The organism is Xanthobacter albus, assembly GCF_043194895.2.
Classification (GTDB): Bacteria; Pseudomonadota; Alphaproteobacteria; order Rhizobiales; family Xanthobacteraceae; genus Xanthobacter.
Map to the genome: position 1 here is coordinate 2,627,425 of NZ_CM195532.1, position 26,090 is coordinate 2,653,514.

General features: G+C 66.1%; 26 protein-coding genes, 1 tRNA gene and 1 riboswitch. Of the genes, 9 read left to right on the top strand and 18 right to left on the bottom strand.

Going from position 1 to position 26,090, the window contains the following annotated elements; all coding sequences use genetic code 11:
- Genes V5F75_RS11635 through V5F75_RS11655 form a run of 5 tightly spaced genes read right to left on the bottom strand, consistent with a single transcriptional unit; the run spans position 1 to position 3,411 of the window.
- Entirely contained in the window at positions 1–708 is a 708-nt protein-coding gene (locus tag V5F75_RS11635) for an energy-coupling factor ABC transporter ATP-binding protein (RefSeq protein WP_394035009.1), read from the bottom strand.
- Positions 705–1,424 (bottom strand): cobalt ECF transporter T component CbiQ, encoded by a 720-nt coding sequence (gene cbiQ / locus V5F75_RS11640; RefSeq protein WP_394040991.1) that lies wholly within the window; start codon positions 1,422–1,424, stop codon positions 705–707. The genes V5F75_RS11635 and cbiQ overlap by 4 nt, the downstream gene beginning before the upstream one ends.
- Positions 1,421–1,996 carry a NikL family nickel/cobalt ECF transporter subunit gene (locus V5F75_RS11645; RefSeq protein ID WP_394035011.1) on the bottom strand — a complete coding sequence of 192 codons (576 nt, stop codon included), beginning with the start codon at positions 1,994–1,996 and terminating at the stop codon, positions 1,421–1,423. Before V5F75_RS11645 ends, cbiQ begins: the two co-directional genes overlap by 4 nt.
- Positions 1,993–2,607 (bottom strand): cobalt transporter CbiM, encoded by a 615-nt coding sequence (cbiM, locus tag V5F75_RS11650; protein ID WP_394035012.1) that lies wholly within the window; start codon positions 2,605–2,607, stop codon positions 1,993–1,995. Before cbiM ends, V5F75_RS11645 begins: the two co-directional genes overlap by 4 nt.
- Positions 2,608–2,628: 21 nt before the next feature.
- Positions 2,629–3,411 (bottom strand): DUF4198 domain-containing protein, encoded by a 783-nt coding sequence (locus V5F75_RS11655; protein ID WP_394035013.1) that lies wholly within the window; start codon positions 3,409–3,411, stop codon positions 2,629–2,631.
- Between the two features lie 144 nt (positions 3,412–3,555).
- Here V5F75_RS11655 and nikR point away from each other — a divergent pair, with 144 nt between their 5' ends.
- Entirely contained in the window at positions 3,556–4,029 is a 474-nt protein-coding gene (nikR, locus tag V5F75_RS11660) for a nickel-responsive transcriptional regulator NikR (protein WP_394035014.1), read from the top strand.
- A 76-nt stretch (positions 4,030–4,105) separates the two neighbouring features.
- On the top strand, positions 4,106–4,228 hold the full coding sequence (locus V5F75_RS11665) for a hypothetical protein (RefSeq protein WP_509212064.1): 123 nt from the start codon (positions 4,106–4,108) through the stop codon (positions 4,226–4,228).
- Positions 4,229–4,400: 172 nt separating this feature from the next.
- Here V5F75_RS11665 and V5F75_RS11670 read toward each other — a convergent pair whose 3' ends face one another.
- Positions 4,401–4,589 (bottom strand): hypothetical protein, encoded by a 189-nt coding sequence (locus V5F75_RS11670; RefSeq protein ID WP_394035015.1) that lies wholly within the window; start codon positions 4,587–4,589, stop codon positions 4,401–4,403.
- A gap of 565 nt (positions 4,590–5,154) precedes the next feature.
- Here V5F75_RS11670 and V5F75_RS11675 point away from each other — a divergent pair.
- From V5F75_RS11675 to V5F75_RS11690, 4 genes are all read left to right on the top strand, one after another.
- Entirely contained in the window at positions 5,155–6,684 is a 1,530-nt protein-coding gene (locus V5F75_RS11675; protein WP_394035016.1) for a DUF1254 domain-containing protein, read from the top strand.
- A gap of 230 nt (positions 6,685–6,914) precedes the next feature.
- Positions 6,915–8,375: a DUF1254 domain-containing protein gene (locus tag V5F75_RS11680; RefSeq protein ID WP_394035017.1), complete on the top strand. Its 1,461-nt coding sequence runs from the start codon at positions 6,915–6,917 to the stop codon at positions 8,373–8,375.
- A gap of 147 nt (positions 8,376–8,522) precedes the next feature.
- Entirely contained in the window at positions 8,523–9,365 is an 843-nt protein-coding gene (locus V5F75_RS11685; RefSeq protein ID WP_394035018.1) for a hypothetical protein, read from the top strand.
- Positions 9,366–9,466: 101 nt separating this feature from the next.
- Positions 9,467–11,452 carry an alkyl sulfatase dimerization domain-containing protein gene (locus V5F75_RS11690; protein ID WP_509212065.1) on the top strand — a complete coding sequence of 662 codons (1,986 nt, stop codon included), beginning with the start codon at positions 9,467–9,469 and terminating at the stop codon, positions 11,450–11,452.
- A gap of 885 nt (positions 11,453–12,337) precedes the next feature.
- On the opposite strand, the gene V5F75_RS11695 is transcribed toward V5F75_RS11690, so the two are convergent.
- A tRNA-Gly gene (locus tag V5F75_RS11695) sits at positions 12,338–12,412 on the bottom strand.
- Positions 12,413–12,733: 321 nt separating this feature from the next.
- Here V5F75_RS11695 and ettA point away from each other — a divergent pair.
- Positions 12,734–14,389, top strand: a complete 1,656-nt coding sequence (gene ettA / locus V5F75_RS11700) for an energy-dependent translational throttle protein EttA (protein WP_394035020.1) — start codon at positions 12,734–12,736, stop codon at positions 14,387–14,389.
- 66 nt (positions 14,390–14,455) lie between these two features.
- Here the strand turns inward: ettA and V5F75_RS11705 are convergent, their stop codons facing one another.
- From V5F75_RS11705 to V5F75_RS11715, 3 genes are all read right to left on the bottom strand, one after another.
- Positions 14,456–15,763 (bottom strand): sensor domain-containing diguanylate cyclase, encoded by a 1,308-nt coding sequence (locus V5F75_RS11705; protein WP_394035021.1) that lies wholly within the window; start codon positions 15,761–15,763, stop codon positions 14,456–14,458.
- 304 nt (positions 15,764–16,067) lie between these two features.
- Positions 16,068–16,991, bottom strand: a complete 924-nt coding sequence (locus V5F75_RS11710; protein ID WP_394035022.1) for a homoserine O-succinyltransferase — start codon at positions 16,989–16,991, stop codon at positions 16,068–16,070.
- Positions 16,992–17,028: 37 nt separating this feature from the next.
- Positions 17,029–17,141, bottom strand: a riboswitch (SAM-I-IV-variant riboswitch).
- Between the two features lie 49 nt (positions 17,142–17,190).
- Positions 17,191–18,327 carry a M23 family metallopeptidase gene (locus V5F75_RS11715; protein WP_394035023.1) on the bottom strand — a complete coding sequence of 379 codons (1,137 nt, stop codon included), beginning with the start codon at positions 18,325–18,327 and terminating at the stop codon, positions 17,191–17,193.
- A gap of 130 nt (positions 18,328–18,457) precedes the next feature.
- Here V5F75_RS11715 and tam point away from each other — a divergent pair, with 130 nt between their 5' ends.
- Positions 18,458–19,234, top strand: a complete 777-nt coding sequence (gene tam, locus V5F75_RS11720; RefSeq protein ID WP_394035024.1) for a trans-aconitate 2-methyltransferase — start codon at positions 18,458–18,460, stop codon at positions 19,232–19,234.
- 33 nt (positions 19,235–19,267) lie between these two features.
- Here tam and V5F75_RS11725 read toward each other — a convergent pair whose 3' ends face one another.
- From V5F75_RS11725 to V5F75_RS11735, 3 genes are all read right to left on the bottom strand, one after another.
- Positions 19,268–20,050: a MetQ/NlpA family ABC transporter substrate-binding protein gene (locus V5F75_RS11725; protein ID WP_394035025.1), complete on the bottom strand. Its 783-nt coding sequence runs from the start codon at positions 20,048–20,050 to the stop codon at positions 19,268–19,270.
- A gap of 65 nt (positions 20,051–20,115) precedes the next feature.
- Complete coding sequence (locus V5F75_RS11730) at positions 20,116–20,802, bottom strand: methionine ABC transporter permease (protein ID WP_394035026.1); 687 nt, start codon at positions 20,800–20,802, stop codon at positions 20,116–20,118.
- Positions 20,795–21,886, bottom strand: a complete 1,092-nt coding sequence (locus V5F75_RS11735) for a methionine ABC transporter ATP-binding protein (protein WP_394035027.1) — start codon at positions 21,884–21,886, stop codon at positions 20,795–20,797. Before V5F75_RS11735 ends, V5F75_RS11730 begins: the two co-directional genes overlap by 8 nt.
- Before the next feature lie 13 nt (positions 21,887–21,899).
- On the opposite strand from V5F75_RS11735, the gene V5F75_RS11740 reads away from it, so the two are divergent.
- Positions 21,900–22,154 carry a hypothetical protein gene (locus V5F75_RS11740; RefSeq protein ID WP_509212066.1) on the top strand — a complete coding sequence of 85 codons (255 nt, stop codon included), beginning with the start codon at positions 21,900–21,902 and terminating at the stop codon, positions 22,152–22,154.
- Positions 22,155–22,258: 104 nt separating this feature from the next.
- Here V5F75_RS11740 and dmeF read toward each other — a convergent pair whose 3' ends face one another.
- From dmeF to V5F75_RS11765, 5 genes are all read right to left on the bottom strand, one after another.
- Positions 22,259–23,197: a CDF family Co(II)/Ni(II) efflux transporter DmeF gene (dmeF, locus tag V5F75_RS11745; protein ID WP_394035029.1), complete on the bottom strand. Its 939-nt coding sequence runs from the start codon at positions 23,195–23,197 to the stop codon at positions 22,259–22,261.
- Positions 23,198–23,227: 30 nt separating this feature from the next.
- The gene (locus V5F75_RS11750) at positions 23,228–23,509 is read right to left on the bottom strand and encodes a metal/formaldehyde-sensitive transcriptional repressor (RefSeq protein WP_394035030.1); all 282 of its coding nucleotides are present in this window, start codon (positions 23,507–23,509) and stop codon (positions 23,228–23,230) included.
- A gap of 256 nt (positions 23,510–23,765) precedes the next feature.
- Positions 23,766–24,242 carry a MarR family winged helix-turn-helix transcriptional regulator gene (locus V5F75_RS11755; RefSeq protein WP_393987400.1) on the bottom strand — a complete coding sequence of 159 codons (477 nt, stop codon included), beginning with the start codon at positions 24,240–24,242 and terminating at the stop codon, positions 23,766–23,768.
- Between the two features lie 115 nt (positions 24,243–24,357).
- On the bottom strand, positions 24,358–24,612 hold the full coding sequence (locus V5F75_RS11760) for a hypothetical protein (protein WP_394035031.1): 255 nt from the start codon (positions 24,610–24,612) through the stop codon (positions 24,358–24,360).
- 71 nt (positions 24,613–24,683) lie between these two features.
- Entirely contained in the window at positions 24,684–26,090 is a 1,407-nt protein-coding gene (locus V5F75_RS11765; RefSeq protein WP_394035032.1) for an LLM class flavin-dependent oxidoreductase, read from the bottom strand.

The window sequence follows — 26,090 nt, forward strand, 5'->3', positions numbered from 1 at the left end:
CTAAGGCCCGGTCTGGTGAATGTGCGGGTGGCTGTGGGCGTGCTGGTGCATGTGGATCTCCGCGGGGCGGAGGGTTCCATTGTCGATGGCCATGGCGCGCGTCGCCAGTTCGGCGATGAAGCCATCATCATGGGACACCAGAAGCATGGCGCCCGGGAAGCTGCGGAGCGCGGCGCGCAGGCGCATGCCGTTGGCGGCATCGATGCCGTTGGTGGGTTCGTCCAGCATCAGCACATCGGGCTTCATGGCCAAAAGCCCGGCCAGGCAGACGAGGCGCTTCTCGCCGCCGGAGAGCCGGTGGCTGAGGCGCGGGCCGAGGGAGCCGATGCCCAGCTGGTCCAGCACGTCCTCGGCGCGGCGGACCGCTTCCTTTTGCGTGCAGCCGGTGTTGAGGGGGCCGAACGCCACGTCCTCGATCACGGTGGGGCAGAACAGCTGATCGTCGCTGTCCTGGAACAGGTAGCCGATGCGCGGACGGGCGGCGCGGAACGCCGCCTCCTTCCGGCATTCGGCGCCGAACAGTCGGACCCGCCCCTGGACCTCACGCTCCAGCCCGACCAGGGTGCGAAGCAGCGTGGTCTTGCCCGCGCCATTGGGACCGACGATGGCCAGCCGCTCCCCGGTTCCGAGGCTGAGACTGGCGTGGCGCAGCACCGCCTCGCCGTCGCGCAGGACAGTGACGTCATCAAGGGCGAGCAGCTCGCTCATAGCCTGTCCACCAGAAGAAGCGCGGCGGCGCAGCCGATGACTGCGGTAAAGCCCGCCCAATCTCGCAGGGCCGGGGCCGGCTCGGCAAGATGAGGGAAGCGGCCATTGTAGCCCCGGCACAGCATGGCTTCCTCGATCCTCTGTGCGCGGTCCAGCGCCCGCACCAGCAGCATGCCTACCAGATTGCCGTAGCTGCGCCAGGTGTGGCCATTCGAGCGGGGCTGGAAACCCCGCATCCGCATGGCATCGTGCAGCCGCAGCGCCTCCTCCCGGATCAGGGAGAGGTAGCGCGCGGTGAGCACGAACAGGCGCACCACGGCCTCCGGCAGATACAGGCTGCGCAGGGCTTGGCCAAGCCGAGCGGGCTCTACCCCATGCAGCAAGGTCATCATGACCAGGACGGAGGCCGAGACCTTGCAGGCGATGAGGGCCGCGCGGCGCACGCCTTCATCGCTGACGGTCAGCGGACCGAGGCTGAAAAGCGGTTGGCCGGACATGGTGAAGGGCAGGGTGGCGAACAGCAGCAGCAGGAAGCCTTCCGCATGCAGCAGCCGATGCCAGGGCAGCGCCGCACGGCTCAGCGCCGCGCCGAGCAGCACCGCCGCGAAAGCGCCCGCCGCGACGGGTAATGCCTGCAGCTGGGAGAGACAGGCGATGGCGGCGAACGCCGCGACAATCCGGAGGCGGAGATCTGGCAGGAGCCGCATGGGGGTCATGAGCGCCGGCCACGGGCCCACAGCCCCATGCCGGCAAGGCCGAGGATGAGGAACAGGCCGGAGAGCACATCGGTGAAGCGCAGGCGGGAGTCCAGCTGCTCGATCTGCTCCATCAGCGGCTCGACCTGGCGCTGCACGGCGGCCTCCACCAGGGCGGCCACCCTGGCATCCATGGCCGTGGAGAGGTCCGCTGGTGGTGGCTCCGCCGGGCTGGTGGCGGTTGCTCGTGTCGCTTGAGCGGGGGCCCCGAGGCGCTTGGCCGCGACGCTCGCGGAAGCGATATGGCCCTCATGGGTATCGACGGTGACCGTCACGTCCGCTTGCGGGGACGCGGGCAGGGCGAAGGAGAAGCGCCCCTCGTCGTCGGTGGTGCCTTGGGCGATCCGAGTGCCGTCCGCATCCTGGGCGATCCATGGCGTGTTCTGCGCCCGGCCGCCGCCGATGAAGAAGGCGTAACCCTTGATGGCACCGGCGTCCACTGTCGCGAACACCTTGAGCTTGTGGGCATGGGCTGGCCCAGCCAGGGTGAGCGACAGCGCCAGCAGCGCCAGGGAGAGGGGACGGCGGGTCATGAGGCCAGCGCCCGCAGCGCTTCGGGCTGCACCCGCGCGAGGAAACCTACCACGGCGCCGGTGATGAACGCTTCGCCGATGGCGAGGGGCACGTAGGTGAGGATCATGACGCGCGCTACTATCGTGTAGTCGCTGGACGATAGTCCCAACGACAGCGCAACGAGCCCGCCTGTTCCCAGCACCGCCAGGGCGCCGGCCAGGGCCGCCGCCAGAACCCGGACCTGGGGCCGCGTGGTGGTCCGGATCACCGGGCCCAGCGCCAGGCCGACCAGCACGCCCGGCAGGGCGATGTTCACCGTGTTGACCCCGAGGGTGGTCAGCCCGCCGAACCCGAACAGCAGAGCCTGAAGCAGCAGCGCAACCAGCACGGCGAGAAAGGTGGCCGAGCCCAGCATGATCCCCATCAGCCCGGCAAACAGCAAATGGACGCTGGATGGGCCAACCGGCACCGCGATCAGCGATCCGGCAAAGAAGGTCGCAGCCAGGATGGCCGTGCGCGGAATCATGCGGTCGTCGAGCTGCCGCAGGGCCAATGCGACGCCGCCCGCAGCGATGACGCCGCCAGCGATCAACACCGGGGCCGAAAGGATGCCGTCAGGAATGTGGGCCATGGAACGACCTTCCAGCGGTGACTATTTCGCACCCATGTCGGTGGCCTTGACCCAGATCAGCGCCCCTTCTTCCACAGGGACGCTCTCGCCGTCCGGCGCCGTCATCGGCGTGTCGCCCTCCACCAGCGCGGCGAAGCCCCACCAACCGGCGCGGGGCATGGCATAGGTAAAGGTCCCGCTGGCGTCGGCGCGGATCACTTGGGTGATGAAGGCATCGTTCGGTGGCTTGACCGAGCCGTCGTTGATGAACTCCACCTCCACCTCGGCGAAGGGCACCGGTTTGCCGGCCTTCAGCACCACGCCGGAGAAGAGGTTCCCGGTCCAGATCCCGGTAGGACGCGTCAGCGGGCGGATCTCGACCGGCAGGCCCACGAGCGCATCCCAGCCTTCGCCGGAGGCGTAGCCATCGGCGATCACCTTCGCATAATGGACGATGTACTTGTTTTCCGCCGGCTCCCAATAGGGCCGCGGCTTCACGAAAAACACGGCGGCGCCGGGTTCCGCCAGATCGTAGCGGAAGGACCAGGCCTGCTTGCCATCCACTGGCTTCTTCGTCAGCCGCTCCGTGAGGTTGGTTTGTTTGCCGCCCGCGAGCACACCCACTTCGGCGGGCTTCTCCATCTCCATGACCGGGCCGCCAGCCACGGGGTGCGTGAAGACCAGATCGACGGTGACCGGTCCGCCGTCCGGCAGCACATCGGCGGAGGGGATGATTTCTTGGAAGTGCGCAGAGGCCGGCAATGATAAGCCTAGAACGAGCATCGCAGTGGCAATGGGGGCGATGGTGCGCGTGCGCGAAGGCATGAGCAGATCCTGTTATGAAATATTTTCAAAAAAATCATACCCAAGAAGCTCGCTGAACGGCAACGGAAAAATGCGGCGCAGCGGGCGTTTCCTTGCGTCGCTTCGGGGGATGGCCTAACGTTCCGGCGTGCGCGGAGGGCATCCATGCAGCGGATCACTATCGCCATCGACGACGATCTGGCCGCCAAGCTGGATGCTTATATGCAGCTCAGCGGTGCCGTCAGCCGCTCTGAAGCCATTCGCGACCTGGTGCGGCGGGGCCTGTCGGCACGGCCGATCGAGCCGGAAGATGCCCACTGCTTCGGTGTCGTGAGCTGCACCATCGATCAATCGGTGCGGAGCTTGGCCGCGCGGGTGCCGCAGGGCCGGCTGGAGCGTCATGACCAGACGGTGTCGGTCCTGTCGATCCCGCTTGATCATACGACCTCGATCGATGTCGCCGTCATGCGTGGGCAGGTGGGGGACATCTCCGCTTATGCCGAGGCTCTGTTTCTCGAGCGGGGTGTGATGCACGGCACGTTGAGCCTGATTCCCGTGGCCGAAGACACCAGCGGGCACACGCATAAACCCGGCGGATCACCGCGGCATACTCACCTTCGGGTCAAAAGCGGCTTCTAAGAGACCGTTTGATAATGGGTTGAAGGCGTTGGCTGGGCGTATTCATGTGTGGCGGGCCCCGTTGAGCAAGAGGGGAATGGATGTTTTCGCCGTTCCGGCCAGGATCAATCATGTGTTCGGCTTTTTTACACAGCGCGAGAAGGCCGCTGGCCATGATGGCGCCGCTGGATCGGATCCTCATCAAGCCGCCGCGCGTTGAAACCCTCAGTTTGTCCCGATCCCCGGCTTGACCCGATCGGCATCACGCGTGCCGTTCTCTCCTGCCCAAGGCGGTTGCCCAGCGCTCAAGCTGCGGCTGGCGCCATGCGAAAATCTTCCTTTCGGTACATGACGGTCCAAGAGGCGCGCCAGCTTGTTGGCCAGCGCAACCGTCACGAGGCGAGCTGGTTTCTTCGCCAGTAATCGACATCGATCCAATCCGGCCGCCAATCGGGACCGAGAAAAGGGCGCGCAAGGTCGATCACCGGAAAGATCTGGTGATCGATGTGGTTGATGTCGTCGCGCAGGGCGCGATTGCGATAATTCCTCAGACCCAATGGGTATTTGGCGCGCCGGATCAAAGCGATATACCGACGCTTGGGAGCCTAACTGGTAGAGTTGGCAAGGGAGATTGTCTCGTAGAGGCTCGGCGCCATTGCCGCACGCACCGCCCACGGACCATATTCCGCATATGACATGCGCTTGCCAATTTGCAGGCCGAGCGTTCGGTCCGCGAGCATGGACCCGGCCGGGCGAACTGGCCGATCCGGGCTCTCGCGGGAACCAGCATGCCGCCGAGCTCGCGCACCGCGATGGGCAGCCCTTGGCCGTGGAGGGCTTTCAGCAACGCACGCTCGCCGGCCCGCTCTTCGAGAAGCTGAGGCAGAGAACCCAGCCCGCTGGCACGAACGAGCGGGACCAATTCGATCCCTTGGGCGATATCGATCCATTGACGCGAAATGATAAGGGTCCGTACCTCATCTAACCTAACATCACATCCGGTCGGTGCAAGCAGGGCGTCCATGTGCCTGTGGCAAAATTCGTCCCAATAGGTCGTATGCACATGTGGATTGTTGGTCTGCAATAGAAAATAAGAAAATAGCAAATCAACTATAAAGCACAAGGCGTGCCACAGAAGGTGATCCTATGACCCGAAAGGCTTTGCTCGCGAGCGTCGCCATGTGTTCAGCCGCAGCCGTCGGCAGCGCCGCCATGGCGGATATGAGCGGGCTTCGGGCGCAATCGGATGTGCCCTTCGAGGAGGGCCGGCCCACGGCTCGGGCAGCCGTCGAGTTGAGGCAGGAACTCGCCTTCCAGCAGGCCGCCCAGGCCTATCTGTGGGCCATGCCGCTGATCAATACGCTCGGCATGAAATATGGCTCGGAGAAAACCTTCGGCGCCGGCTACAACGTGCTGCCGATCTGGAAGCAACGGCTCGACCCAAAGACCCTGGTCACCACGCCCAATTCCGATGTGCTCTATGCGATGAGCTATGTCGACATGGGCGAGACTGGTCCGGTCGTGCTGGACGCCCCGTCCGACCTGCAGGGCATCCTGCTCGATTTCTGGCAGCGGCCGATCCCGGTCGACGGTGGAAAATACTTCGGCGACATCGGCTTGCCGGGACCCGACCAGGGCAAGGGCGGAAAGTTCCTCGTTTTGCCGCCGGGCTATAAAGGCGAGGTGCCAGACGGTTATTATGTCTACCGCTCCGGCACGAAAAATATTTTTATCTTTCTGCGCGGCTTCTACGACGATCCGAACAACCTCACCCCGGCGGTGGAGCACCTCGAGAAGACCAAGATCTACCCGCTCAACCTGCCGGAGGCGGAGCGCAAGCCGATGACGTTCCCGGACGCCTCTGGCGTTCCGGTGAACATGCTGCCGCGCGCGGACTTTTCGGCCTTCGAGCAGTTGAAGGGGCTGCTCGACCGGGAAGGCGCATATCTCGCGAGCGCCGACGGGCTGGGCCTTCTCGCCAATATCGGTCTCGTCGCCGGCAAACCGTTCAATCCCGGCAGCGAGACGCGGGCGATCCTCGAAGCCGCCGCCAGGACGGCCTACAAGATGAGCCGGGTGATTGGCCTCAGCAACGGGGTTGGCAACAGCTCCTATCTGGTCTGGCCAGACCGCCAGTGGGTCAATCCGTTCAACAACGCCGCCTATCCGGGCCCGGAAAAGCCCCTCGACCTCGAGTTCCGCGACAAGGCGAGCGGCTACACGGCGATCGAGCCGCGCGTCTGGTTCTTCACCGATTATTACTCGATCAGCCCGGGGATGGTCTCGCAGATTCCAGGCCGCGGCGCCGCCTATGAGATCGCCTTCAACGACGCCCGGGGTGCGCCGCTATCCGGGAACAATGCTTACAAGCTGACATTGCCAGCGCACATCCCAGCGAAGCTGTTCTGGTCCGTGACGCTCTACGACGCGGCCAATGCCTCCGGTCTGGCGACAAAGGCGCGCCGCTTCCCTTCCCTCGGCTCGCGGGACAAGCCGGTCCCCAATCCGGATGGCACGACGGACCTCTATGTCGGTCCCACTGCGCCGAAGGGCAAAGAGGCAAACTGGCTGCCGACCGCGCCAGGAAAAGGCTTCTTCGCCATTCTGAGGCTTTACGGCCCGGAAGAGCCGGCGATCAATTTCAGCTGGAAGCCTGGCGACTTCGAGAGGCAATGACAGCGCTCGGATCAGGCGCTTCGACGGGACGGGGCGCTGCGCGTGTAAGCCCCGGCGCCTCCGAAGAATCAGGCTGAATGGAGGTGACAGGCTGCCATGGCCGGCTCACCCCATCTGCCGATCTCGGAGAGCACTTCTCGGGAGGGCGCATCTCGCCCTCCCGGCGGGCCAATCCACAGCATTGCCTCTTATCATCCACCTTGGCCGCTCGTAGGGAATGGGCACCTGCCATGATCAAATCCAGGCTTCTGAACGCTGCCCTTGTCGGCACGTGCCTGATCGGCATTTCACCCGCTGCGGCGCAGACAGAGCCGATGCGGGGCTTCTCCAATCTTGCGGTGCCGTCACCCGACGTGACGCCCCAGCCCGGCTATGTGAAGGCTCTGGCGCGCACGGCCTATATCTGGGGCTGGCCGATGGTGAGCATGCTGAACCGCTATGAGAGCATCACCAAAGCGCCGGAGGCCGGCCTGCTTGGGGGCGTCGTTCCCGTGGCGCCCCGCGGTCGGATCGCTATGCTCCACGACTACATCGCGGCTGACGAAAGATTCGTCGCCTGCCCGAACCAGGACGTGGTCTACGGGCTCGGCTTCTTTGACCTCGATGCGCAGCCCGTAGTCGTCCAGGTGCCTGATTTCGGAGACCGCTTCTGGGTCTATGCGGCCTATGACCAGCGCACGGACCAGTTCGGCCACCTCGGCAAGCCGTACGGTACCAGCCCTGGCTTCTATCTGCTGACTGGCCCCAACTGGCACGGCAAGGTGCCCGACGGGATTGCGGATGTGATCCGCTCGGCCACCTCGATCGCCAACCTTGTTCCGCGCGTGTTCATGAATGATACGCAAGAAGATCGGAAGGCGATCCAGGGTGTCATCAACCAGGTTGTTGTCTATCCGCTGAGTGAATTCGACGGCAGGATGAAGGTCGTCGACTGGTCCAAGCTTCCCTCGATTCCCAATCCAGCTCCGGAGGAGAGCGGCGAGACCCGTTGGGTGGTGCCCGAGAAATTCTTCGACGATCTGCGCACGGTGCTGGATCAGGTTTCACCGCTGCCGGGCGAGGAGGCCATGTATGCGCAGTTCCGTTGGCTGCTGCAGCTTGGAGCCAAGCATCCGGCGCTCAAGGCAGCCATGATCGAGGCTGCGATCGAGGCGGAAAAGGACGTCATCACCCCCTTCTTCCAGTGGCAATACAACGGCAAGCCGGCCGGCAACCACTGGAACCGGTCGCTGCATAATGCCGAGTGGGGCGTCGACTATTTCGATCGCACCGGAACGGCGCGCTCGAACATGTTCGACAACCGTCCGAACGAAACACAGTATTTCTACACGGACTTCGATACATCCGGGGCCAAGCTGAATTCCTCCAAGAGCTACACCATCACCTTCTCGAAGGCCGAGGAGCCTCCGGTCAATGGCTTCTGGTCGCTAACGGTCTATGACAAGCTTCATTTCTTCGGCCAGAACAAGCTGAAGCGGTATTCTCTGGGTAGCAAGAATACGGATCTGAAGCGGAATGACGATGGCTCGCTGACCCTCTATGTCAGCGCGACGCTGCCGAAGGGCGCTCCGCAGAGCAATTGGCTGCCGGCGCCGAAGGGCGACTTCTCGCTCTATATCCGCGCCTACTGGGGGCAGTCCCCGATCCTCGAAGGAACATGGCAGCCCCCGGCGGTGAAGGTCGCCGAATAGGCGCGTCACGCAAGAGGGCATCACACAACAGTCAAGGGGCTCCCCGTCCTTGCATCGGCGGGATGGGGGCTCGGAGCAGGCATCGGTTCGGGAGTGGCAGATGTGCTGCCGCAGCCGCCAGCAGCTCCGATGCGCTGAAGGATGGGGATGGACGTCATGTCAAGTGCGGGCACGGGGATGTTGGTGCGTGCGGCGGTGGGTGCGGCTGTCATTGGCCTTGCGACAGGAATGGCCAATGCCGCGGACATGCCGATGCCTCCCATGCCGGACCGGTCCTCCGAGCAGGCCTCGTCCGCCTCGGAATGGAAGTACCAGGTGACGCTTTACGGCTGGGCGACGTCTCTCACGGGTGATGTCGGCATACGAAACCTGCCGACGACTTCCATCGACGTGCCGTTTTCCGAGGTGCTGAAGCATCTCGACGGTGCGCTGATGGGATCCGTCTTTGCCGACAACGGTGAATGGCTTCTTCTCGCGGATGTCGTCTTCGCCAAGCTCTCGGCCTCCCGGCCGATCGACGCCTTTGGAGGCGAGCTCGGCGCCGGCATCACCGAGCTCATCGCAATGGGCGCGGTGGGTTACATGCTGCCGACCGGCCGATCCGACCTTGATTTCGCGATCACGGGCGGCCTCCGATATGCGAGCGTCAAGGGCTCCCTGTCCTGGAGCGGCTTCGGCCCGCTTTCTGACGTTTCGGCCAACGCGCGGCAATGGTGGCTCGATCCGACGCTAGGCTTCTTCGCTCATTTGGACCTGAACGAGAAGTGGTTTGTCAATGCCATTGCAGATATCGGCGGCTTCGGCGTGGGTTCGGATCTGTCCAGCACGGGGTATATGGGTGTCGGCTACATGTGGACCAAGAGCTTCTCCACATCGCTCGGCTATCGCTACCTCTATGAAGATTATGAGGCGCCCGGGGCGAAGACCGGGAGCTTTCGTTACAATACAATCATGCATGGTCCGACTTTCGCCGTGGCGTGGCGCTTTTGACCGGCGCACGACATGACTTTCGGCTCGGGCACCGACGCGGCCCAAGACACGCCTCGCGCATTCGATGCGGTCACGCGCGTTCATCGTCGTGGCCGGCGCAATTGGCAATTTCAACGAAACGGATAACGAAGGAGTTCGGAATGAAGCGTCCCTGCCTCGTGATGGCCTTGCTGCTTGGGTCGATCAGCTGCGCGTCAAGCCAGGAGGCCAGCAAAGCGACGATCGATGCCAACAAGGCGCTCCTCGACTATCTTCCCTTCACGGACCAGACCGACTTCCAGAATGCCACCCGGGGCCAGATCGCGACGCTGGAGGCCGAGCAGATCACCACGCCGGACGGCAGGGTGATCTACGATATGGCGCAGTTCGATTTCCTGAAGGGAGATGCGCCGAACACCGCCAATCCGAGCCTGTGGCGCCAGAGCAAGCTGAATGCGATCCATGGCCTGTTCGAGGTCGTCAAGGGGGGCATCTACCAGGTCCGCGGCTTCGACCTGGCGGTCATGTCCTTCGTGCGCGGCGACAACGGGTGGATCGTCATTGACCCGCTCACGGCCAACGAGACGGCTGCGGCCGGCTACAAGCTGCTGCGGGAGAAGGTCGAGGACCTGCCGATCACCGCGGTCATCTTCACCCACAGCCACGCCGATCATTTCGGCGGCGTGAAGGGCATCCTCACCACCGAGGAGGTCGCCGCGCGCAAGATTCCGGTCATCGCGCCGGAGGGTTTCTTCGAGGAGGCGGTCAGCGAGAACCTGATCGCCGGCAACGCCATGAGCCGGCGCGCCAGCTACATGTATGGCAACCTGCTCAAGAAGGGGCCGACCGGGACGCTCGGCTCGGGACTCGGCACCACGACAGCCGCGGGAACGCTGAGCATCGTGGAGCCCAGCGTTACGGTCTCGGAAACCCCGACCACGCTCAAGGTCGATGGCGTCGACATGGTCTTCCTGAATACGCCGGGCGCCGAGGCGCCGGCCGAGTTCATGTTCTACATCCCGAAGTTCAAGGCGATGATGCAGGCGGAAGAGATCAATCATACGATGCATAATCTCTATACGCTGCGCGGCGCGAAGGTGCGCAACGGTGACAAGTTCGCCAAGTACATCAACGACACCATCAACCGCTTCGGCGGCGAGGTCGAGGTTTCCTTCGGCAGCCACCATTGGCCGACCTGGGGCAACAGGGAGATCGTCGAATTCTGGAAGGGCCAGCGGGACACCTACCGCTATCTCCATGACGAGACGCTGCGCCTCGCGAACAAGGGCGAGACCATGACCGAGATCGCCGAGGAGATGAAGCTGCCCGACAGCCTCGCCAAGAAGTTCGCCGATCGCGGCTATTACGGCTCGGTGAACCACAATGCAAAGGCCCAATACCAGCTCTACTTCGGGTGGTTCTCCGGCAATCCGTCCCAGCTTCACGAGCTTCCGCCCGTGGAAGAGGGGAAGAAGTTCGTCGAATATGCCGGCGGGGCGGAGGCGGTGATCGCGAAGGCGAAGATGGACTACGCCGCCGGCAATTATCGCTGGGTCGCGACCGCGCTGAACCATGTTGTCTTCGCCGATCCCAACAATATGGCGGCCCGAAAGCTGCTGGCCGACGCGCTCTCGCAGATGGGCTATCAGGCCGAGAGCGGCCCCTGGCGCAACTTCTACCTGTCGGGCGCAAAGGAACTGCGCGAGGGTGTGGTGAAGACCGCCGTGCCGGACACCGCCTCGCCCGACATGGTGCGCGCGCTGCCGCTCGGCATCTATCTCGACTATCTGGCCGTGCTGCTGAACCATCCGAAGGCGGCGCAGACCGAGATCGCCCTCAACTTCGTCATGCCCGATGTGCATCAAGAGTTCACGCTCTCGGTCACCAACGGTGTCATGAACTACACCCTCGGCCGTCAGAACAACCAGGCCGATGCCACGGTGACCATGAATCGGAGCCTTCTGGACGACATCAATCTCGGGCAGACGAAGCTGAGCGATGCCATTCAGGAGGGCCACGTCAAGATTGAGGGCAACCAGAACAAGGTCGTCGAATTTGTTGGCCTTCTCGATAATTTCGACTTCTGGTTCAATATCGTGACGCCATAGTCGGCGGAGCGTTTGATTTCAAGCCTGAGCGCCGGCGGCTGAAGTCGGTGGTTGAACCACTGATGTCCATATGATGGATGACCTCGGCGGTGTCCGGAGTCGGGGCGCACGGCTCAGAATGGCGGTCGAGAGCTGAGGAGGGTTTGTGTCTCGTCGGAATGGTGAACGAAGATGAAATAGAACCCCTCCTCACAGTTAACGGCTGCCGAGCAGGCGACAAAAGACAGAGGCCGCCTGTCACGGCAGAGCATTCCAGTAGCAACGCGATTCGAATCTTGCCAGCAGAATTTCACGACACGCATCTAGACGCAGGACCCATTGATTGGGAGACTGGCGCTGCGCGGCAACCCGATACGATCGATGTCCCCGACCGTGCTCTTCTCGGCACTCGCCCTGGCCGCGACTGTTCTCTTCTGGATCTGAGTAACGAGTCCTGAGCCTGGCCAGTTCGCCGGGAGAGCGCGAACAGGTGGCCGAAGTGTCGCAGAGGATGCTTGGCCGGCTGGGAAACGTACTGTGGGATCGGCTGACTTCTGGAGCGCTGGCGCGCGCGATTGATGTGTCACGTCACGGGCGCTGGGGCGGCCGGTACCAATGCACAAGAAGCCTCTGGGAGACGGACTCCACCTCGACCCTACCCGTGTCAACCCGGCTTGTGGAAGAGAGCGGCCGCTTCTCACCGGGCCTGCGAAGGCTTCAAGAACGCGGGGGCGGTCGTTTACGAGGCGAGGCTGAGGAGGCAGGCGGGGGGAATCCTACGTTCGGTTCCCCTGCGATTTCCGCTCAAGTGCTTCCATTGCGCTTCCAGCCTCCCGCCATAAGGAGAATAGAAGCAGAAAACGTCCCGAAGAGCGTCTGCCAGACAACTGATTCTTAGGAATAAACTGGAGCGGGCGAAGGGATTCGAACCCTCGACCCCAACCTTGGCAAGGTTGTGCTCTACCCCTGAGCTACACCCGCATCCATCTCGCCGCGCCGTGGTCAGCGCCAGCGGTGCGTTCATATGGCAGGAGCCGGCGGCGAATGCAAGATTCTTCGCGCCGGGTGCGCTCGGGGCTGTGGATTGTGTATCCGGCGAATCTTCTCATGGCTTTGTGTTTCAAGGGAAAAATCCGCCGTGCCGCATCCCGCGCGCGGGGCGGGAGGGGTGCATGGGGCGTTCCTATCCGGCTGCCGCAGCAGCGACGCCGGCCCGCGCCGCCGAAGGCGCTGCTTGCCGCGTCCCGGCCGCACCGCTAGAACGGCCGTAACTTCCGCGAACCCCAATGGAGCCGGCGGCTTATGGCCTCCTACCAATATGCGTACCACATGCACGGTCTCACCAAGACCTATCCGGGCGGCAAGAAGGTCCTGGATAACGTGCATCTCTCCTTCTACCCCGATGCCAAGATCGGCGTGCTCGGCGTCAACGGCGCCGGCAAGTCCACCCTGCTGCGCATCATGGCGGGCATCGACAAGGACTACTCCGGCGAGGCCAAGCCCGCCGAAGGCGTGCGCGTGGGCTACCTGCCGCAGGAGCCGCAGCTCGATCCGAACAAGACCGTGCGCGAGAACGTGATGGACGGGGTGGCCAAGCAGAAGGCCATCCTCGACCGCTACAACGAGCTCGCCATGAACTATTCGGAGGAGACCGCGGACGAGATGACCCGCCTGCAGGACGAGATCGAAGGCCAGGGCCTGTGGGATCTCGACAGCAAGGTGGAGCAGGCCATGAACGCCCTCGGCTGCCCGCCGGACGACTGGGCCGTCACCGGGCTTTCCGGTGGTGAACGCCGCCGCGTGGCCCTGTGCCGCCTGCTGCTGGAGCAGCCCGAGGTTCTGCTGCTCGACGAGCCCACCAACCATCTCGACGCCGAGACGGTGAACTGGCTGGAAGGCCACCTGCGCACCTATCCCGGCGCCATCCTGATCGTCACCCACGACCGCTACTTCCTCGACAACGTGACGGGCTGGATCCTGGAACTCGACCGCGGCCGGGGCATCCCCTACGAGGGCAACTATTCCTCCTGGCTCGGCCAGAAGCAGAAGCGCCTGCAGCAGGAGGGCCGCGAGGACGAGGCCCGCCAGCGCGCGCTCGCCCGCGAGCAGGAATGGATCGGCGCCTCGCCCAAGGCCCGGCAGGCCAAGAACAAGGCCCGCATCCAGCGCTACGAGGATCTGGTGCAGAAGGCCTCGGAGCGGCAGCCCTCGGCGACGCAGATCGTCATTCCCGTGGCCGAGCGGCTCGGGCAGAACGTCATCGCTTTTGACCACCTCAACAAGGCGTTCGGCGACAAGCTGCTGATCGACGATCTCTCCTTCAAGCTGCCGCCCGGCGGCATCGTCGGCGTCATCGGGCCGAACGGCGCGGGCAAGACCACGCTGTTCCGCATGATCACCGGCCAGGAGAAGCCCGACGGCGGTTCCATCTCCATCGGCGAGTCGGTGCAGCTCGGCTATGTGGACCAGAGCCGCGACGCCCTCGATGACAAGAAGACCGTGTGGGAAGAGGTCTCCGACGGCAACGAGGTGATCTACGTCGGCAAGAAGGAGATCCCCTCGCGCGCCTATTGCGCGGCCTTCAACTTCAAGGGCGGCGACCAGCAGAAGAAGGTGGGCATGCTCTCCGGCGGTGAGCGCAACCGCGTGCACCTCGCCAAGGTGCTCCAGCGCGGCGGCAACGTGCTGCTGCTCGACGAGCCCACCAACGATCTCGACGTGGACACCCTGCGCGCGCTGGAAGAGGCGCTGGAGGATTATGCCGGCTGCGCCGTCATCATCTCCCATGATCGCTTCTTCCTGGACCGTGTCGCCACCCACATGCTGGCCTTCGAGGGCGACAGCCACGTGGAGTGGTTCGAGGGCAACTTCGCCGACTACGAGGAAGACAAGAAGCGCCGGCTGGGGATCGATTCCACCATTCCCAAGCGCATCCAGTACAAGAAGTTCTCGCGCTGAGAACGCGGGGCCGGCGGTGGCATGCGCCGCCGGCTCCTTCCTTCAGGGGGCGTGAGCGCTGAGGGCTCAGTCCTCGCCGAGGGGCGGTTCGGCGATGCGCACCGTGTTGCGGCCCCCCTGCTTCGCCTCGTAGAGGGCGGCATCCGCCGACATGAGCAGGGCGTGGCGAAAGTCCAGGATGTCGCCGCCCTTGGGCATCAGCGTGAGCGTGGAGCCGCCGATGCTGACGCTGATCTGGCCGAAATCGCTCATCTCGTGGGGCATCTGCAGGTCGAGCACGGCGCGTCGCACGCGTTCGGCCACCACGCCGGCGCCCGCGTGGTTGGTGCCGGGCAGCACCACCACGAATTCCTCCCCGCCGTAGCGGCACACCGAATCCCGGGGGCGGGAGCAGGCGCTGGCGAGCGCCTTGGCCACCTCCCGCAGGCTGCGGTCTCCGGCGGTGTGGCCGTAGTGGTCGTTGAAGCGCTTGAACTGGTCCACGTCCACAATGAGCAGGGAGAGGGGCGAGCGCTCCCGCCGCGCCGCAGCCAGCTCCATGCGGAAGATCTTCTCGAACTGGCGGCGGTTGAACAGGCCGGTCAGGTAATCGCGCTCGGCCAGGAGCTGGAAGCGCCGGTTGGCGGTGGTGAGGCCGCGGATGGCGTTGTCATAGTCGGTGATGTCGACGAGCGCGATGGAGCCGCCGACCACGTCGCCTTCGATGCTGCGCACCGGCTCCACCGACATGCGGAACGAGCGGCCACGCCATTTCAGCTCCTGCTCGGCGCTCTCGCCTCCGAGATCGAAGATGCGGATGTTGCTCTCGAAGGTGCGGGCGGCCTCGGGCGAGAGGTCGGCGACCGGCAGGCCGATGATATCCTCCGGCGGCAGGCCGGCGGTGCGGGCGAACTGGCCGTTGACGCGCGTATATTGGCCCTGGCGGTTGACGACGCACAGGGCGACCGGCGCCTCCGAATAGAGCGTCCTGGGGTCGAGCAGGTTCTTTTCCTCGATGCTCTCGGCCGTGATGTCCGTGGTCACGCCGAAGAAACCGTCGGGGGCGCCGTCATCGCGGCGCACGGGCGCGCCCGAAACTTCGAGCACGCGTGGTGTTCCATCGGTATGGCGTGTGCGGTGGACGAGGTTTTCGAGAGAGCGTCCTTCGGTGACCGCGGCGAAGAGGATATTTTCGAAGTCCACCGAGCCGGCATTCGGAAGCACGGAGAAATACGGTCGCCCCAGGACTTCAGAAGGCGTCAACCCGAGGATGCTCTTGCTGGCTGAGGACGAGAAGCTGAACTCGCAGTTCTTGTTAAGCTGCCACACCCAGTATTGCGGTGCTTCCCCGGCGCGCTGCGACGGCGCCTTTTCCAAAACATTGCTTTCAGCCATGGCGAATTGAAGTCCTGCCGCCCATGCTCCAACTTAGTTGGAAATCAAAACAACTTCATTATATCTTTGTGCACAGTTACCGTAAAAACTCTAGGTTGGCTATCCAGGCTTGTCAATGTATACTTCCTGACCCATTTTTTGTGTTGATGGCAATCCGATACCGTGGCGACGCCGGGTGGAGACCTCCCTGCTGGCGCGTTTTCCGTTCGCACCGGCTCACGGATAACGCGCCAGACTCTTAAGTTTACGCATTTTCTTCACGCGAAGCGGTGTCCGCTTCGCTTGAAAATGCTCCAATGGATGCTCACGCCCGGCGGCCGATGCGCTCCATCTCGAACGGCGTCGTCTGGTATATCTCATTGATCCAGTTGGCGAACAGCAGATGGGCATGGCCGCGCCAGCGGTTCTCCGGGGGGATGCCGGGATCGTCATTGGTGAAATAGTGGGCCGGCAGGGGCGTCGCCGGGTCCTTGGCGGCATCGCGGGCGTATTCGGCGGCGAGCGTGCCGGCGTCATATTCCAGGTGGTTGAACATGTGCAGGGCGCCGTGGCGGGGATCGTCCAGCAGGCAGAGGCCCGCTTCCGCGCTATCGGCCAGCACGCCGAGGCCGCTGCCGGCGGGAATGTCGCCCGCCCGCGCCTCGGCCCAGCGCGAGACCGGGACGCGGAAGCTGTCCGGGAAGCCGCGCAGATAGGGCGAGGCCGGCTGGAGCATGCGGTGCCGGTAGAGGCCGAACGCCTTGCGCGGCAGCACGTGCTTCCCCACGCCGTGGAAGTGATACACGGCGGCAAGGGCCGCCCAGCATATGGTGAAGGTGCGGTGCACGTGGGTTTGCGTCCAGTCGAACACGCGGGCGAGCTCGTCCCAGTAGGAAACCTCGGAGAAGGGCAGGTGCTCCACCGGCGCGCCGGTCACCACCAGCCCGTCGAAGCGCGCGTCGCGCACCTCGGCCCAGGGGCGGTAGAAGGCGGACATGTGGTCTTCGGGCGTGTTGCGCGAGACGTGATCGGTGATGCGCACCAGCGTCAGCTCCACCTGCAGCGGGGTGGCGCCCAGGAGGCGGGCGATCTGCACCTCGGCGGTGATCTTGTCCGGCATCAGGTTGAGCAGCGCGATGCGCAACGGGCGGATGTCCTGCCGCACCGCATCGCCTTCGCTCATCACCATCACGCCCTCGGCTTCGAGCGTGCGGCGGGCGGGCAGGAGATCGGGGATCTTGATGGGCACGGCGTCGTCCTCGGCTCGGGGGACTGACGCTCGGTGGCTTGATCCGTTGGTTTGCCGGCTCGGCCACATCCTCTCCCTGGAAGGAAGAGTACCACCTTGCCCGGATCGGCAGGTTGGTGTTGGGCGTCGCCCCAACTCTTGATGTGAGGCCGTCTCTACCCCGGCGCGTCACGCTTGGCAATGGCGCCCGCGCCGTCGCCTATTCGTAGGTGGCGATGCCGCCCTCCAGCGGATAGGCCGATCTCACCGCCTCGGAGGTCTTCTCCATGTCGAGCCCCTCCTCGCTCACCTTATTGATGCGGCCGGTGAGGGTGTAGGCCGGAAACACGAACGGCACGGCATTGCCGGTGACGAAATCGGGCCGGTCCACCAGGCCGAAGTGCAGGTGCGGCGCGGCCGAGTTGCCGGAGGAGCCGATCTCGCCCAGCTTCTCGCCGGCCTTGAGAATCGTGCCCGGCCTCGCCTCCAGGCTGCCCTGCTTCAGGTGGCCGTAGAAGGCATAGACATCCGGCGCGATGCGCTGGAGCACGAAATTGCCGCCGAGATCGAGGGGCGCGTGCAGGCCGCCGATGGGCCGGTGCGGCATGGCGTCGGCGATCCCGTCGACCGCCGCCACCACCTCGCCCTCCGCCACCGCCAGCACGGCGTTTCCGAACGAGGGATAGTGCACGTTGTCGCTGCCGCTGCCGGAGAAGGGCCGGTCGTTTTCCAGCCGGATGAAGTCGATGGCGTAGGTTTCCGAGGCGGCGATGCGGGTGCCGGCGGCATAGCGGGCGCTGCGGTGCACGTTCGGCGTGCAGCACCCATTGAACGCCACCCAGCCCGCGCCGCGTACCGGCGGGCGGATGGCGATGGGGCGCGTGGTCCGCACCTTCACGTCGGGCCCGTCCATCGGCTCGCCGGTCAGCAGGGCGCGCACGGCGCCGTCGGCTTCCGGGGCGGAGGCGAGGATGCGGTGGGTGAGGTGCTCCGGCACCGGCCCGCCTTCGAGCGCGAGGTCGATCTCGATGATCGTGGCGCTGTTGGCCGGAAGGGTGCGCAGCTTGCTCCGGTCCAGGATGTAGCTGGTGGATTCGGCGAGCGCCGGCTGGGCGAAGCGGCCCAGCTCGCGCCCGGAGGAATCGAGGACCTCGATGGAGTTCACGGTGACCGGCACCGGGAAGGTGTTCACCACCAGCAGGTCATACTCCACATGGAGCTTTCCGTCGTCCGCGGGCACCCAGCTCGCCTCCTGGAGGGGCGTGACGACGAGCGCGGTCGATTCGGGGCGCAGGCCCTCGGCGTGGAGGGGAAGGGCGGCCAGGAGCAGGAGAGCGGCGAGCGCGGCTCGAAGCATCGGGGCGGGACTCCGCAGGCAGGGGCGAGGGTGAACCATAGCCCCGCTCACGTCACTGCGATAGTGAGCGGAGGCGCGTTCCCGTGCGGCGGGTGCTAATGTGACGTTTCGACCTTGCGAGGAGACCCACATGGCCGAATGGAACGTTCGCCAGTATCTGAAGTTCGAGGATGAGCGCACCCGGCCGGCGCGCGATCTCCTGGCGCAGGTTCCGCTCGCGCGGGCGGCTTTCGTGGTGGATCTCGGCTGCGGGCCGGGCAACTCCACCGAGCTGCTTGCCGCCCGCTTCCCCGATGCGCAGATCCTGGGCCTCGACACCTCCCCCGACATGCTGGAGGCGGCCCGCAAGCGCCTGCCGGCGGCGCGCTTCGAGGCAGGAGACGCCGCCTCCTTCACCCTGCCGCGCCCGGCCGATCTCATCTTCGCAAACGCCGTGCTGCAATGGGTGCCGGACCATGAGGCGGTCTTCCCCCGGCTGCTCTCGCTGCTCGCCCCCGGCGGGGTGCTGGCGGTGCAGATGCCGGACAATCTCGATGAGCCCTCCCATGTCGCCATGCGGGAGACGGCCATGATGGGCCCCTGGGCCGGCCGGCTGCGCAACGCCATCGCGGGGCGCACCACCCTGCCGCCGCCCGGCGCCTATTACGACCTCATGATCGGCGCGGCGGCGCGGGTGGACGTGTGGCACACCATCTACAATCATCCGCTCGACGGGCCCGCCGCCATCGTGGAGTGGGTGAAGGGCACCGGCCTTCGGCCCTTCATCGACCCCCTGGTGGGCGACGAGAAGGCCCAGTTCCTGGAGGAATACCGCCAGCGCCTGGTGGCGCCCTATCCGGAGCAGCGGGACGGCAAGGTGCTCCTCGCCTTCCCGCGGCTGTTCATCGTCGCGCGGCGGGCCGGCTGAGGCCGGCGCCGCTTTCCTCTCGGCCGCGGCGGCTCACCAGCTCGGCAGCACCGCGCCCTTGTAGGTGTCGAGGATGAAGGCCTTCACTTCCGGCGACTGGTAGCTCTCCACCAGGGTCTTCACCCAGGGCTTGTCCTTGTCCTCGGTGCGCACGGCGATGACGTTCACGTAAGGCCCCTTGGGTTCTTCGCGCAGGATGGGGTCCTTCACCGGGTCGAGGCCGGCTTCCTTGGCATAGTTGGTGTTGATGCCGGCGGCGTCCACGTCCGGCAGCGAGCGCGGAAGCTGGGCGGCGTCGATCTCCACGAACTTGAATTTCTTCGGATTCTCCAGGATGTCCGCCACCGAGGCCTTCACCCCGGCCTTGGGATCGACCTTGATGAGCCCCTTGTCGGAGAGCAGCAGCAGCACGCGCCCGCCATTGGTGGGATCATTGGGAATGGCGATGGTGGCGCCGGCCGGGATCTCCTCGAAGCTCTTGTATTTCTTGGAGTAGACGCCGATGGGGAAGTTCACCGTGTAGCCCACGGGCGTGATCTTGTAGCCGCGATCGGCGATCTGCGCGTCGAGATAGGGCTTGTGCTGGAAGGAGTTGGCCTGGATCTCGCCGGAAGAGAGGGCCGCGTTCGGCACCACATAGTCGGAGAACTCGATCACCTGGATGTCGAGCCCCTTCTTGGCGGCGATGGGCTTCACCGCCTCCAGGATCTGCGCATGGGGGCCGGGGGTGGCGGCGACCTTGATGGTCTCGGCGCCCGCGGCCGAGAGGCCGGCGAGCCCGAACGCCGCGGCGAGGGCGAATGCGGTGAGCTTCATGGATGTCTCTCCATCAAAACGAACGGGCGGCTGGCGGGCCGCCAGGGGAGGGGGAGCGGGCGGCGTCAGCCGCGATGGCGCTTGTCGAGCCGGCGGGCGAGGGTGTCGCCCAGGCTCTGCACGCCCTGCACCAGCACGATGAGCACGACGACCACGATGGCCATCACCTCCGGCATGAAGCGCTGGTAGCCGAAGCGGATGCCCAGGTCTCCCAGGCCGCCGCCGCCCACCGCGCCCACCATGGCCGAGTAGCCGAGCAGCGAGACCACGGCGAGGGTGAGCGCCAGGCTGATGGAGGGCAGCGCCTCCGGCAGCAGCACCTTGGCGACGATCTGCAGCGGGCTCGCCCCCATGGCGCGGGCGGCCTCCACCAGGCCCTGGTCGACCTCGCGGATGGAGGCCTCGATGAGCCGGGCGATGAAGGGCGCCGCCGCCACCGTGAGCGGCACGATGGCCGCGTTGGTGCCGATGGTGGTGCCCGCCACCAGCCGCGTGAAGGGGATGATGGCCACCACCAGGATGATGAAGGGCGTGGAGCGCGCCGCGTTCACCAGCAGGCCGAGGGCGGAGTTGAGCCACGGCGCGGCGAACAGCTCGCCGGGGCGGCTGGTGGCCAGGAACACGCCCAGCGGCAGGCCCACGGCGGTGCCCAGCACGCCGGAAACGAGCACCATGTAGAGAGTCTGCCTGGTGGCCTCGACGATGAGGTCCGCCATGGCGGGGGAAACGAGGCCGAAGGTCAGGTCAAACATAGCCGAGCACCTCGGAGCTGAGATTCAGCCGCTCCACCGCGTTGGTCACGGCGGAGAGGGTGGCGGCGTCCCCCGGCACGGAAATGACGATGACGCCGAACGGGTTGCCGGCGATCTCGTCCACCTGCGCCTGGATGATGTTGATATCCACCGACAGCAGCCGCGACACGCGTGACAGCACGGGATCGGTGGCATGGCCGCCGGTGAAGACGATGCGCACCAGCGCGTCGCGGCCCGGCCCCGGCTCGGCCTTCAGCCGGTCCGCCACATAGGGCGGCAGGCTGGCGCCGGTGAGGGCGGAGAGGAAGGCGCGGGTGGTGGGGTGCCGCGGCTGGGCGAACACGTCGTAGGTGGAGCCTTCCTCCACGATGCGGCCGCCGTCGATCACCGCCACCTGGTCTGCCACCGCCTTGATGACCGCCATCTCGTGGGTGATGAGCAGCACGGTGAGCTTCAGCTCGGCATTCACCTTGCGCAGCAGGGCGAGGATCTGGTTCGTGGTCTCCGGGTCGAGGGCGGAGGTGGCCTCGTCGGAGAGCAGCACGCGCGGCCGGGTGGCGAGGGCGCGGGCGATGCCGACGCGCTGCTTCTGGCCGCCGGAAAGCTCGGCGGGGTAGCGGTCGCGCTTGTCGGCGAGGCCCACCAGCTCCAGCAGCGGTTCCACCCGCGCCTTGATCTCGCGCGCGGGCAGGCCGGCGATTTCCAGCGGCAGCGCCACGTTGTCATAGGCGGTGCGGCGGGCCAGCAGGTTGAAGTGCTGGAAGATCATGCCGATGGAGCGGCGCTGGGCGCGCAGTGCCTTCTCGGAGAGGGCGCCGATGTCCACCCCGTCCACCACCACGCGGCCGGCGGAGGGTGTCTCCAGCCCGTTCACGAGGCGGATGAGGGTGGACTTGCCCGCGCCCGAGCGGCCGATGACGCCGACGATGGCACCCTCCGGCACCGAGAGGGAAATCTCGGACAGGGCGGTCACCGGCTGGTGCCCGCGCCGGGCGGCATAGGTCTTCTCGACCTTGTCGAACAGGATGACCGGCGCGGCCGTGGCGGCCTGCGGCCCGGGATCATGGGAAAGGGGGGCGTTCACGGGAGGCTCCGTGGTGGAGCCCTGGGTGCGTTCGTCAGACCGGATGTTCGCGGAGGGGGAACGGAATGTCGACATGACGCGCGGCCACAGGGCTGGAAGGAAAATCCGCCGGCGCGCGCTGGAGGCGATGGCTTTTCAGCGTCATGGCCTCGCTTGCGGCTGGCAGCCGGATCACAGGAAGAAGCGACACATCGACATGATCGGCCCGGATGCTCTGGCGGCTGGATTGACGGGAGTATTGTTCTGTTTAACGAACGCGTCAAGCTGAATGTGGATAAAGATGATAGTCGCAATTGTGATGTGAAAAAGGCGCCGCGCCCATCCCGGCGCGGCGCCTTTGTGGAAATGACAGTCCTGTGCGCCGGAACCGCTTCAGTGGCACTCCACCGTGAGATGCGCCACCTCGTCCACCGGGGCGAGGCGCGCGCGGATCGTCGCCGGGTCGAGGCCCGTTCCGCGCACGCTGACGATGGCGGCGCGCGCCTGCGGGCCGATCCGCCACACATGGAGGTCCTGGATCACGGCATCGCCGGGGCCTTCCACCGCTTCGCGCACCTCTTCGGCCACGTGGGCGTCGGTGGCGTCGAGCAGCACCGCGGCGGTGTCGCGCATGAGGGTCCATGACCAGCGGCCGATGACGATGCCGCCCACGATGCCCATGAGCGGGTCGCACCAGGCCCAGCCGAGGTAGCGGCCCGCCATCAGCGCCGCGATGGCCAGCACGGAGGTGAGCGCATCGGCCAGCACGTGGAAATAGGCGGAGCGGAGGTTGTTGTCCGCCTCGTGGTGATGGCCGTGGGTGTGCGCCTCCTCGTGATGGTGCCCGTCGTGGCCGTGGTGATGGTGGCCGCCGCTCAGCAGCAGCGCGCTCACGATGTTGACGCCGAGGCCGAGCACCGCCACCGCGATCGCTTCCCCGAACGCCACGTCCACCGGCTCCAGCAGCCTCGCGAAGGATTCCACGGCGATGCCCACCGCCACCAGCCCCAGCACCAGCGCCGAGGCGAAGCCGGCGAGGTCGCCCACCTTGCCGGTGCCGAAGGAGAAGCGCGTATCGCCGGCGTGGCGGCGCGCGTAGACATAGGCGATGGCGGCGACGCCGAGGGCGCCGGCGTGGGTCGCCATGTGGAAGCCATCCGCCAGCAGGGCCATGGAGCCGGTAATGGTGCCGGCGATGATCTCGCCCATCATCATCACGGCGGTGAGGATCACCACCCACACGGTCCGCCGCGTGTTTTCCTCGTGGCGCGCGCCGAGGAATACGTGGCTGTGGGCGGCATCAGCCGGCGGGGCGGCGTGGGTGTGGGACATGGCGGGTTCCTTCATCCGGGCGGCGGCGGACTATCTGGCGTAGCGGCGGAGCACAGTGGAGAGCTCGTCCGCCCCCCGCGCGCGCTCCTCGTCGGAGAGGCCGGGTCGGGCCACGTGCTCGTTGAGGTGGGCCTCGAAAATCTCGTCCATCAGGCCGTTCACGGCGCCGCGCACCCCGGCCACCTGATGCAGCACGTCGGCGCACTCCATGCCGCCCGAGAGGGCACGCTCGATGGCCTCGATCTGCCCGGCGATGCGCTTCACGCGCATCAGCAGGGCGGCATTCTGCTTGGGGTCGCGGGTATGTGCCATGGGATAGGGTGGTACCCTATAAGAAACAGCCGTGCAAGGCGCCGGGGCTGCATGCTCCCTGTGCCCCGGCTCGCGGTTCCTGTGTGCCGGAAAGCGGGCAGGGGACGGCGTCCCTCGCGGCGAAGGGCCTCATCATGCGCGATTGCAAGGAGATGGGCGCGCCGATCCGTCGGTTCCGGCGGCGCGCGCCGCCCGTCATGGCGGTCCTGTCAGGTGGGCAGAAGGGACGTCCTGCCGGTCGCGGCGTCCCGCGTGCTCAGCCGGCGTTGAGCCCGCCCTTCAGGCGGTCGAGCAATTGCACCAGCAGCACCTGCTCGGCCTCGCTGAGGGGGGAGAGGGCGTGGTTGTAGAAGGTCTCGATGGGCCCGCGCATGGCCTGCCAGCTGCGGTCGCCTTCCTCGGTGAGGCGGATGAGGCGGCTGCGGCCGTCCTCCGGGTCCTTCACGCGCTCCACCCAGGCCCGCGCCTCCAGCCGGTCGAGCACGGCGGTGAGATTCTGGCGGCTGAGCAGCAGGAATTCGATGAGGTCCTTCACGCTCATGCCCTTGGCCGCCACCAGCGGCCGCGCCAGCGCGCCCAGCACCGCCCACTGCTGGGTGGTGGCGCCGAAATCGCCCATCTGGCGGGTGCCGTTCTTGTGCAGGAGGTTCGAGCACTGGTAGAGGCGAAGGAACAGGCGGTTCGCCACCTCGAATCGCTCGGCTTCCGGGGAAGCCTCGCGGCGGACAGACACGCCCGAGGAATCTGGGGGCGGGCACATGGAACAGGTCTCTCCTGCGGGGGGAGTCTCTGCCCTCCAGCTATATCAACAGGTTGATAAAATCAACGGCCTCGATGGGCCGCCGGCCTCAGGACCGGGAGCCGTCCGGCGCGCCGGCCTGGGGGCGGCGGGGCGGCACCCAGGGGGCGGCGGTGCGATCCATCAGCAGGTCCGGCGGCGCGGCCTGGAACAGGACGCTGACGCCCTTGCCCGGCTCGTCGCGGATGATCCAGGCGCCACCGTCCGCCTGCATGATGCGCAGCTCATTCTCGGTCTCGGTGGCCACCTGGCCCCATTCGAGGTCGAACTTGAAGCCGCGCCAGTTCACCTGAAATCCCGACATCGCCAGCCTGCCCCCGCGGTCGCGTGGAGAATACTTAGCACCGGCAAGCGCCTTTTCCCAGGCACCGGGGCTCACGCCCGCGCGGCCGCGCGCTCCTGCTGCGGCGCCTCCAGGTGGCGGAAGGATGCGCCCGGGTGGGTATGGTGAAGGCGCGGACCCCGGCCGGGGAACAGCTTCTCGCGCAGGGTGCCCTCGCCGTAGGCGGTGCGGTAGACGCCGCGCGCCTGAAGCTCGGGCACCACGAGGTCCACGAAATCGGCCAGCGTCTCGTGGGAGACCACCCGGTTCAGGTTGAAGCCGTCCACGTCGGTCTCCTCCGCCCAGGAGACGAGCGCGTCCGCCACCTCCGAGGGCGTGCCCACCACGAACGGCGCGCGCGCGCCGGTGGCGGAGAGGGTGGCGAGATCGCGCACCCTGAGCGGCACCTTGCTGCGCAGGGTGAGGTTCTCCAGCGTGGACTGGATGGCGTTGCTCTTCACGAAGGCGATGGCGTCGTCGGGATCGACCTTGGAGAGGTCCACCCCGGTCCAGCCCGAGAGCAAGGCGAGCTGGCCGGCGGTGTCGATATAGCTCGCATATTCGGCGAGCTTGTCCTCGGCCTCCGCGCGGGTGCGCGCGACGATGACGGTGGCGCCCACGAACATGCGGATATCATGGGGGTCGCGGCCGAAGCCGCGGGCCGCCGCGCGCACCGCCTTCACCGCGTCGGCGAGGATGGGTTTCGTCTGGCCGTTCAGGAAGATGGCTTCCGAATGCCGGGCCGCGAACAGCCGCCCGCGCTCCGAGGTGCCCGCCTGGTAGAGCACCGGCGTGCGCTGGGGAGAGGGCTCGGCGAGCTGGATGCCGTCCACCTGATAATAGGGCCCGTCATGATGCACCCGGTGCACCTTGGTGGGATCGGTGAAGACGCGCGCCGCCCGGTCGCGCCGCACCGCGCCGTCCTCCCAGCTGCCTTCCCAGAGCTTGTAGACGGCGGAAAGGAAATCCTCCGCCGCGTCATAGCGGGCGTCGTGGGCGCGGTTGGCGGTGTGGCCCATGCCCTTGGCGCCGCTGTCGAGATAGCCGGTGACGATGTTCCAGCCCACGCGCCCGCCGGTCAGGTGGTCCAGCGTCGCGAAGCGCCGGGCGAACTGGTAGGGGTGCTCATAGGTGAGGTTCGCCGTCACGCCGAAGCCGATGTGCCGCGTGGCGTGGGCCATGGTGGGCACCACCAGCGCCGGGTCGATCTGCGGCGTCTGCGCGGCGGAGCGCAGGGCCGCCTCGGGGCTGCCGCCATAGACGTCATAGATGCCCAGCACGTCGGCGATGAAGACGCCGTCGAACAGGCCGCGCTCGGCGGTGCGGGCAAGCTCGATCCAATAGTCGAGCCTGTTGTAGCCCGCCGCCTTGTCGCGCGGGTGGGCCCACAGGCCGGCCCAGGTGTGGCCGGGCGCGGCCATGTTGAAGGCGTTGAAGCGGAGCTGCCTGGGGGCGCCCAT

Bases quoted from the DNA above. Each gene is read 5' to 3' on its own strand.
- V5F75_RS11635 (WP_394035009.1), bottom strand. From the start codon at position 708: ATGAGCGAGCTGCTCGCCCTTGATGACGTCACTGTCCTGCGCGACGGC.
- cbiQ (WP_394040991.1), bottom strand. From the start codon at position 1,424: ATGACCCCCATGCGGCTCCTGCCAGATCTCCGCCTCCGGATTGTCGCG.
- V5F75_RS11645 (WP_394035011.1), bottom strand. From the start codon at position 1,996: ATGACCCGCCGTCCCCTCTCCCTGGCGCTGCTGGCGCTGTCGCTCACC.
- cbiM (WP_394035012.1), bottom strand. From the start codon at position 2,607: ATGGCCCACATTCCTGACGGCATCCTTTCGGCCCCGGTGTTGATCGCT.
- V5F75_RS11655 (WP_394035013.1), bottom strand. From the start codon at position 3,411: ATGCCTTCGCGCACGCGCACCATCGCCCCCATTGCCACTGCGATGCTC.
- nikR (WP_394035014.1), top strand. From the start codon at position 3,556: ATGCAGCGGATCACTATCGCCATCGACGACGATCTGGCCGCCAAGCTG.
- V5F75_RS11665 (WP_509212064.1), top strand. From the start codon at position 4,106: ATGGATGTTTTCGCCGTTCCGGCCAGGATCAATCATGTGTTCGGCTTT.
- V5F75_RS11675 (WP_394035016.1), top strand. From the start codon at position 5,155: ATGACCCGAAAGGCTTTGCTCGCGAGCGTCGCCATGTGTTCAGCCGCA.
- V5F75_RS11680 (WP_394035017.1), top strand. From the start codon at position 6,915: ATGATCAAATCCAGGCTTCTGAACGCTGCCCTTGTCGGCACGTGCCTG.
- V5F75_RS11685 (WP_394035018.1), top strand. From the start codon at position 8,523: ATGGACGTCATGTCAAGTGCGGGCACGGGGATGTTGGTGCGTGCGGCG.
- ettA (WP_394035020.1), top strand. From the start codon at position 12,734: ATGGCCTCCTACCAATATGCGTACCACATGCACGGTCTCACCAAGACC.
- V5F75_RS11705 (WP_394035021.1), bottom strand. From the start codon at position 15,763: ATGGCTGAAAGCAATGTTTTGGAAAAGGCGCCGTCGCAGCGCGCCGGG.
- V5F75_RS11715 (WP_394035023.1), bottom strand. From the start codon at position 18,327: ATGCTTCGAGCCGCGCTCGCCGCTCTCCTGCTCCTGGCCGCCCTTCCC.
- tam (WP_394035024.1), top strand. From the start codon at position 18,458: ATGGCCGAATGGAACGTTCGCCAGTATCTGAAGTTCGAGGATGAGCGC.
- V5F75_RS11725 (WP_394035025.1), bottom strand. From the start codon at position 20,050: ATGAAGCTCACCGCATTCGCCCTCGCCGCGGCGTTCGGGCTCGCCGGC.
- V5F75_RS11730 (WP_394035026.1), bottom strand. From the start codon at position 20,802: ATGTTTGACCTGACCTTCGGCCTCGTTTCCCCCGCCATGGCGGACCTC.
- dmeF (WP_394035029.1), bottom strand. From the start codon at position 23,197: ATGTCCCACACCCACGCCGCCCCGCCGGCTGATGCCGCCCACAGCCAC.
- V5F75_RS11750 (WP_394035030.1), bottom strand. From the start codon at position 23,509: ATGGCACATACCCGCGACCCCAAGCAGAATGCCGCCCTGCTGATGCGC.
- V5F75_RS11760 (WP_394035031.1), bottom strand. From the start codon at position 24,612: ATGTCGGGATTTCAGGTGAACTGGCGCGGCTTCAAGTTCGACCTCGAA.
- V5F75_RS11765 (WP_394035032.1), bottom strand. From the start codon at position 26,090: ATGGGCGCCCCCAGGCAGCTCCGCTTCAACGCCTTCAACATGGCCGCG.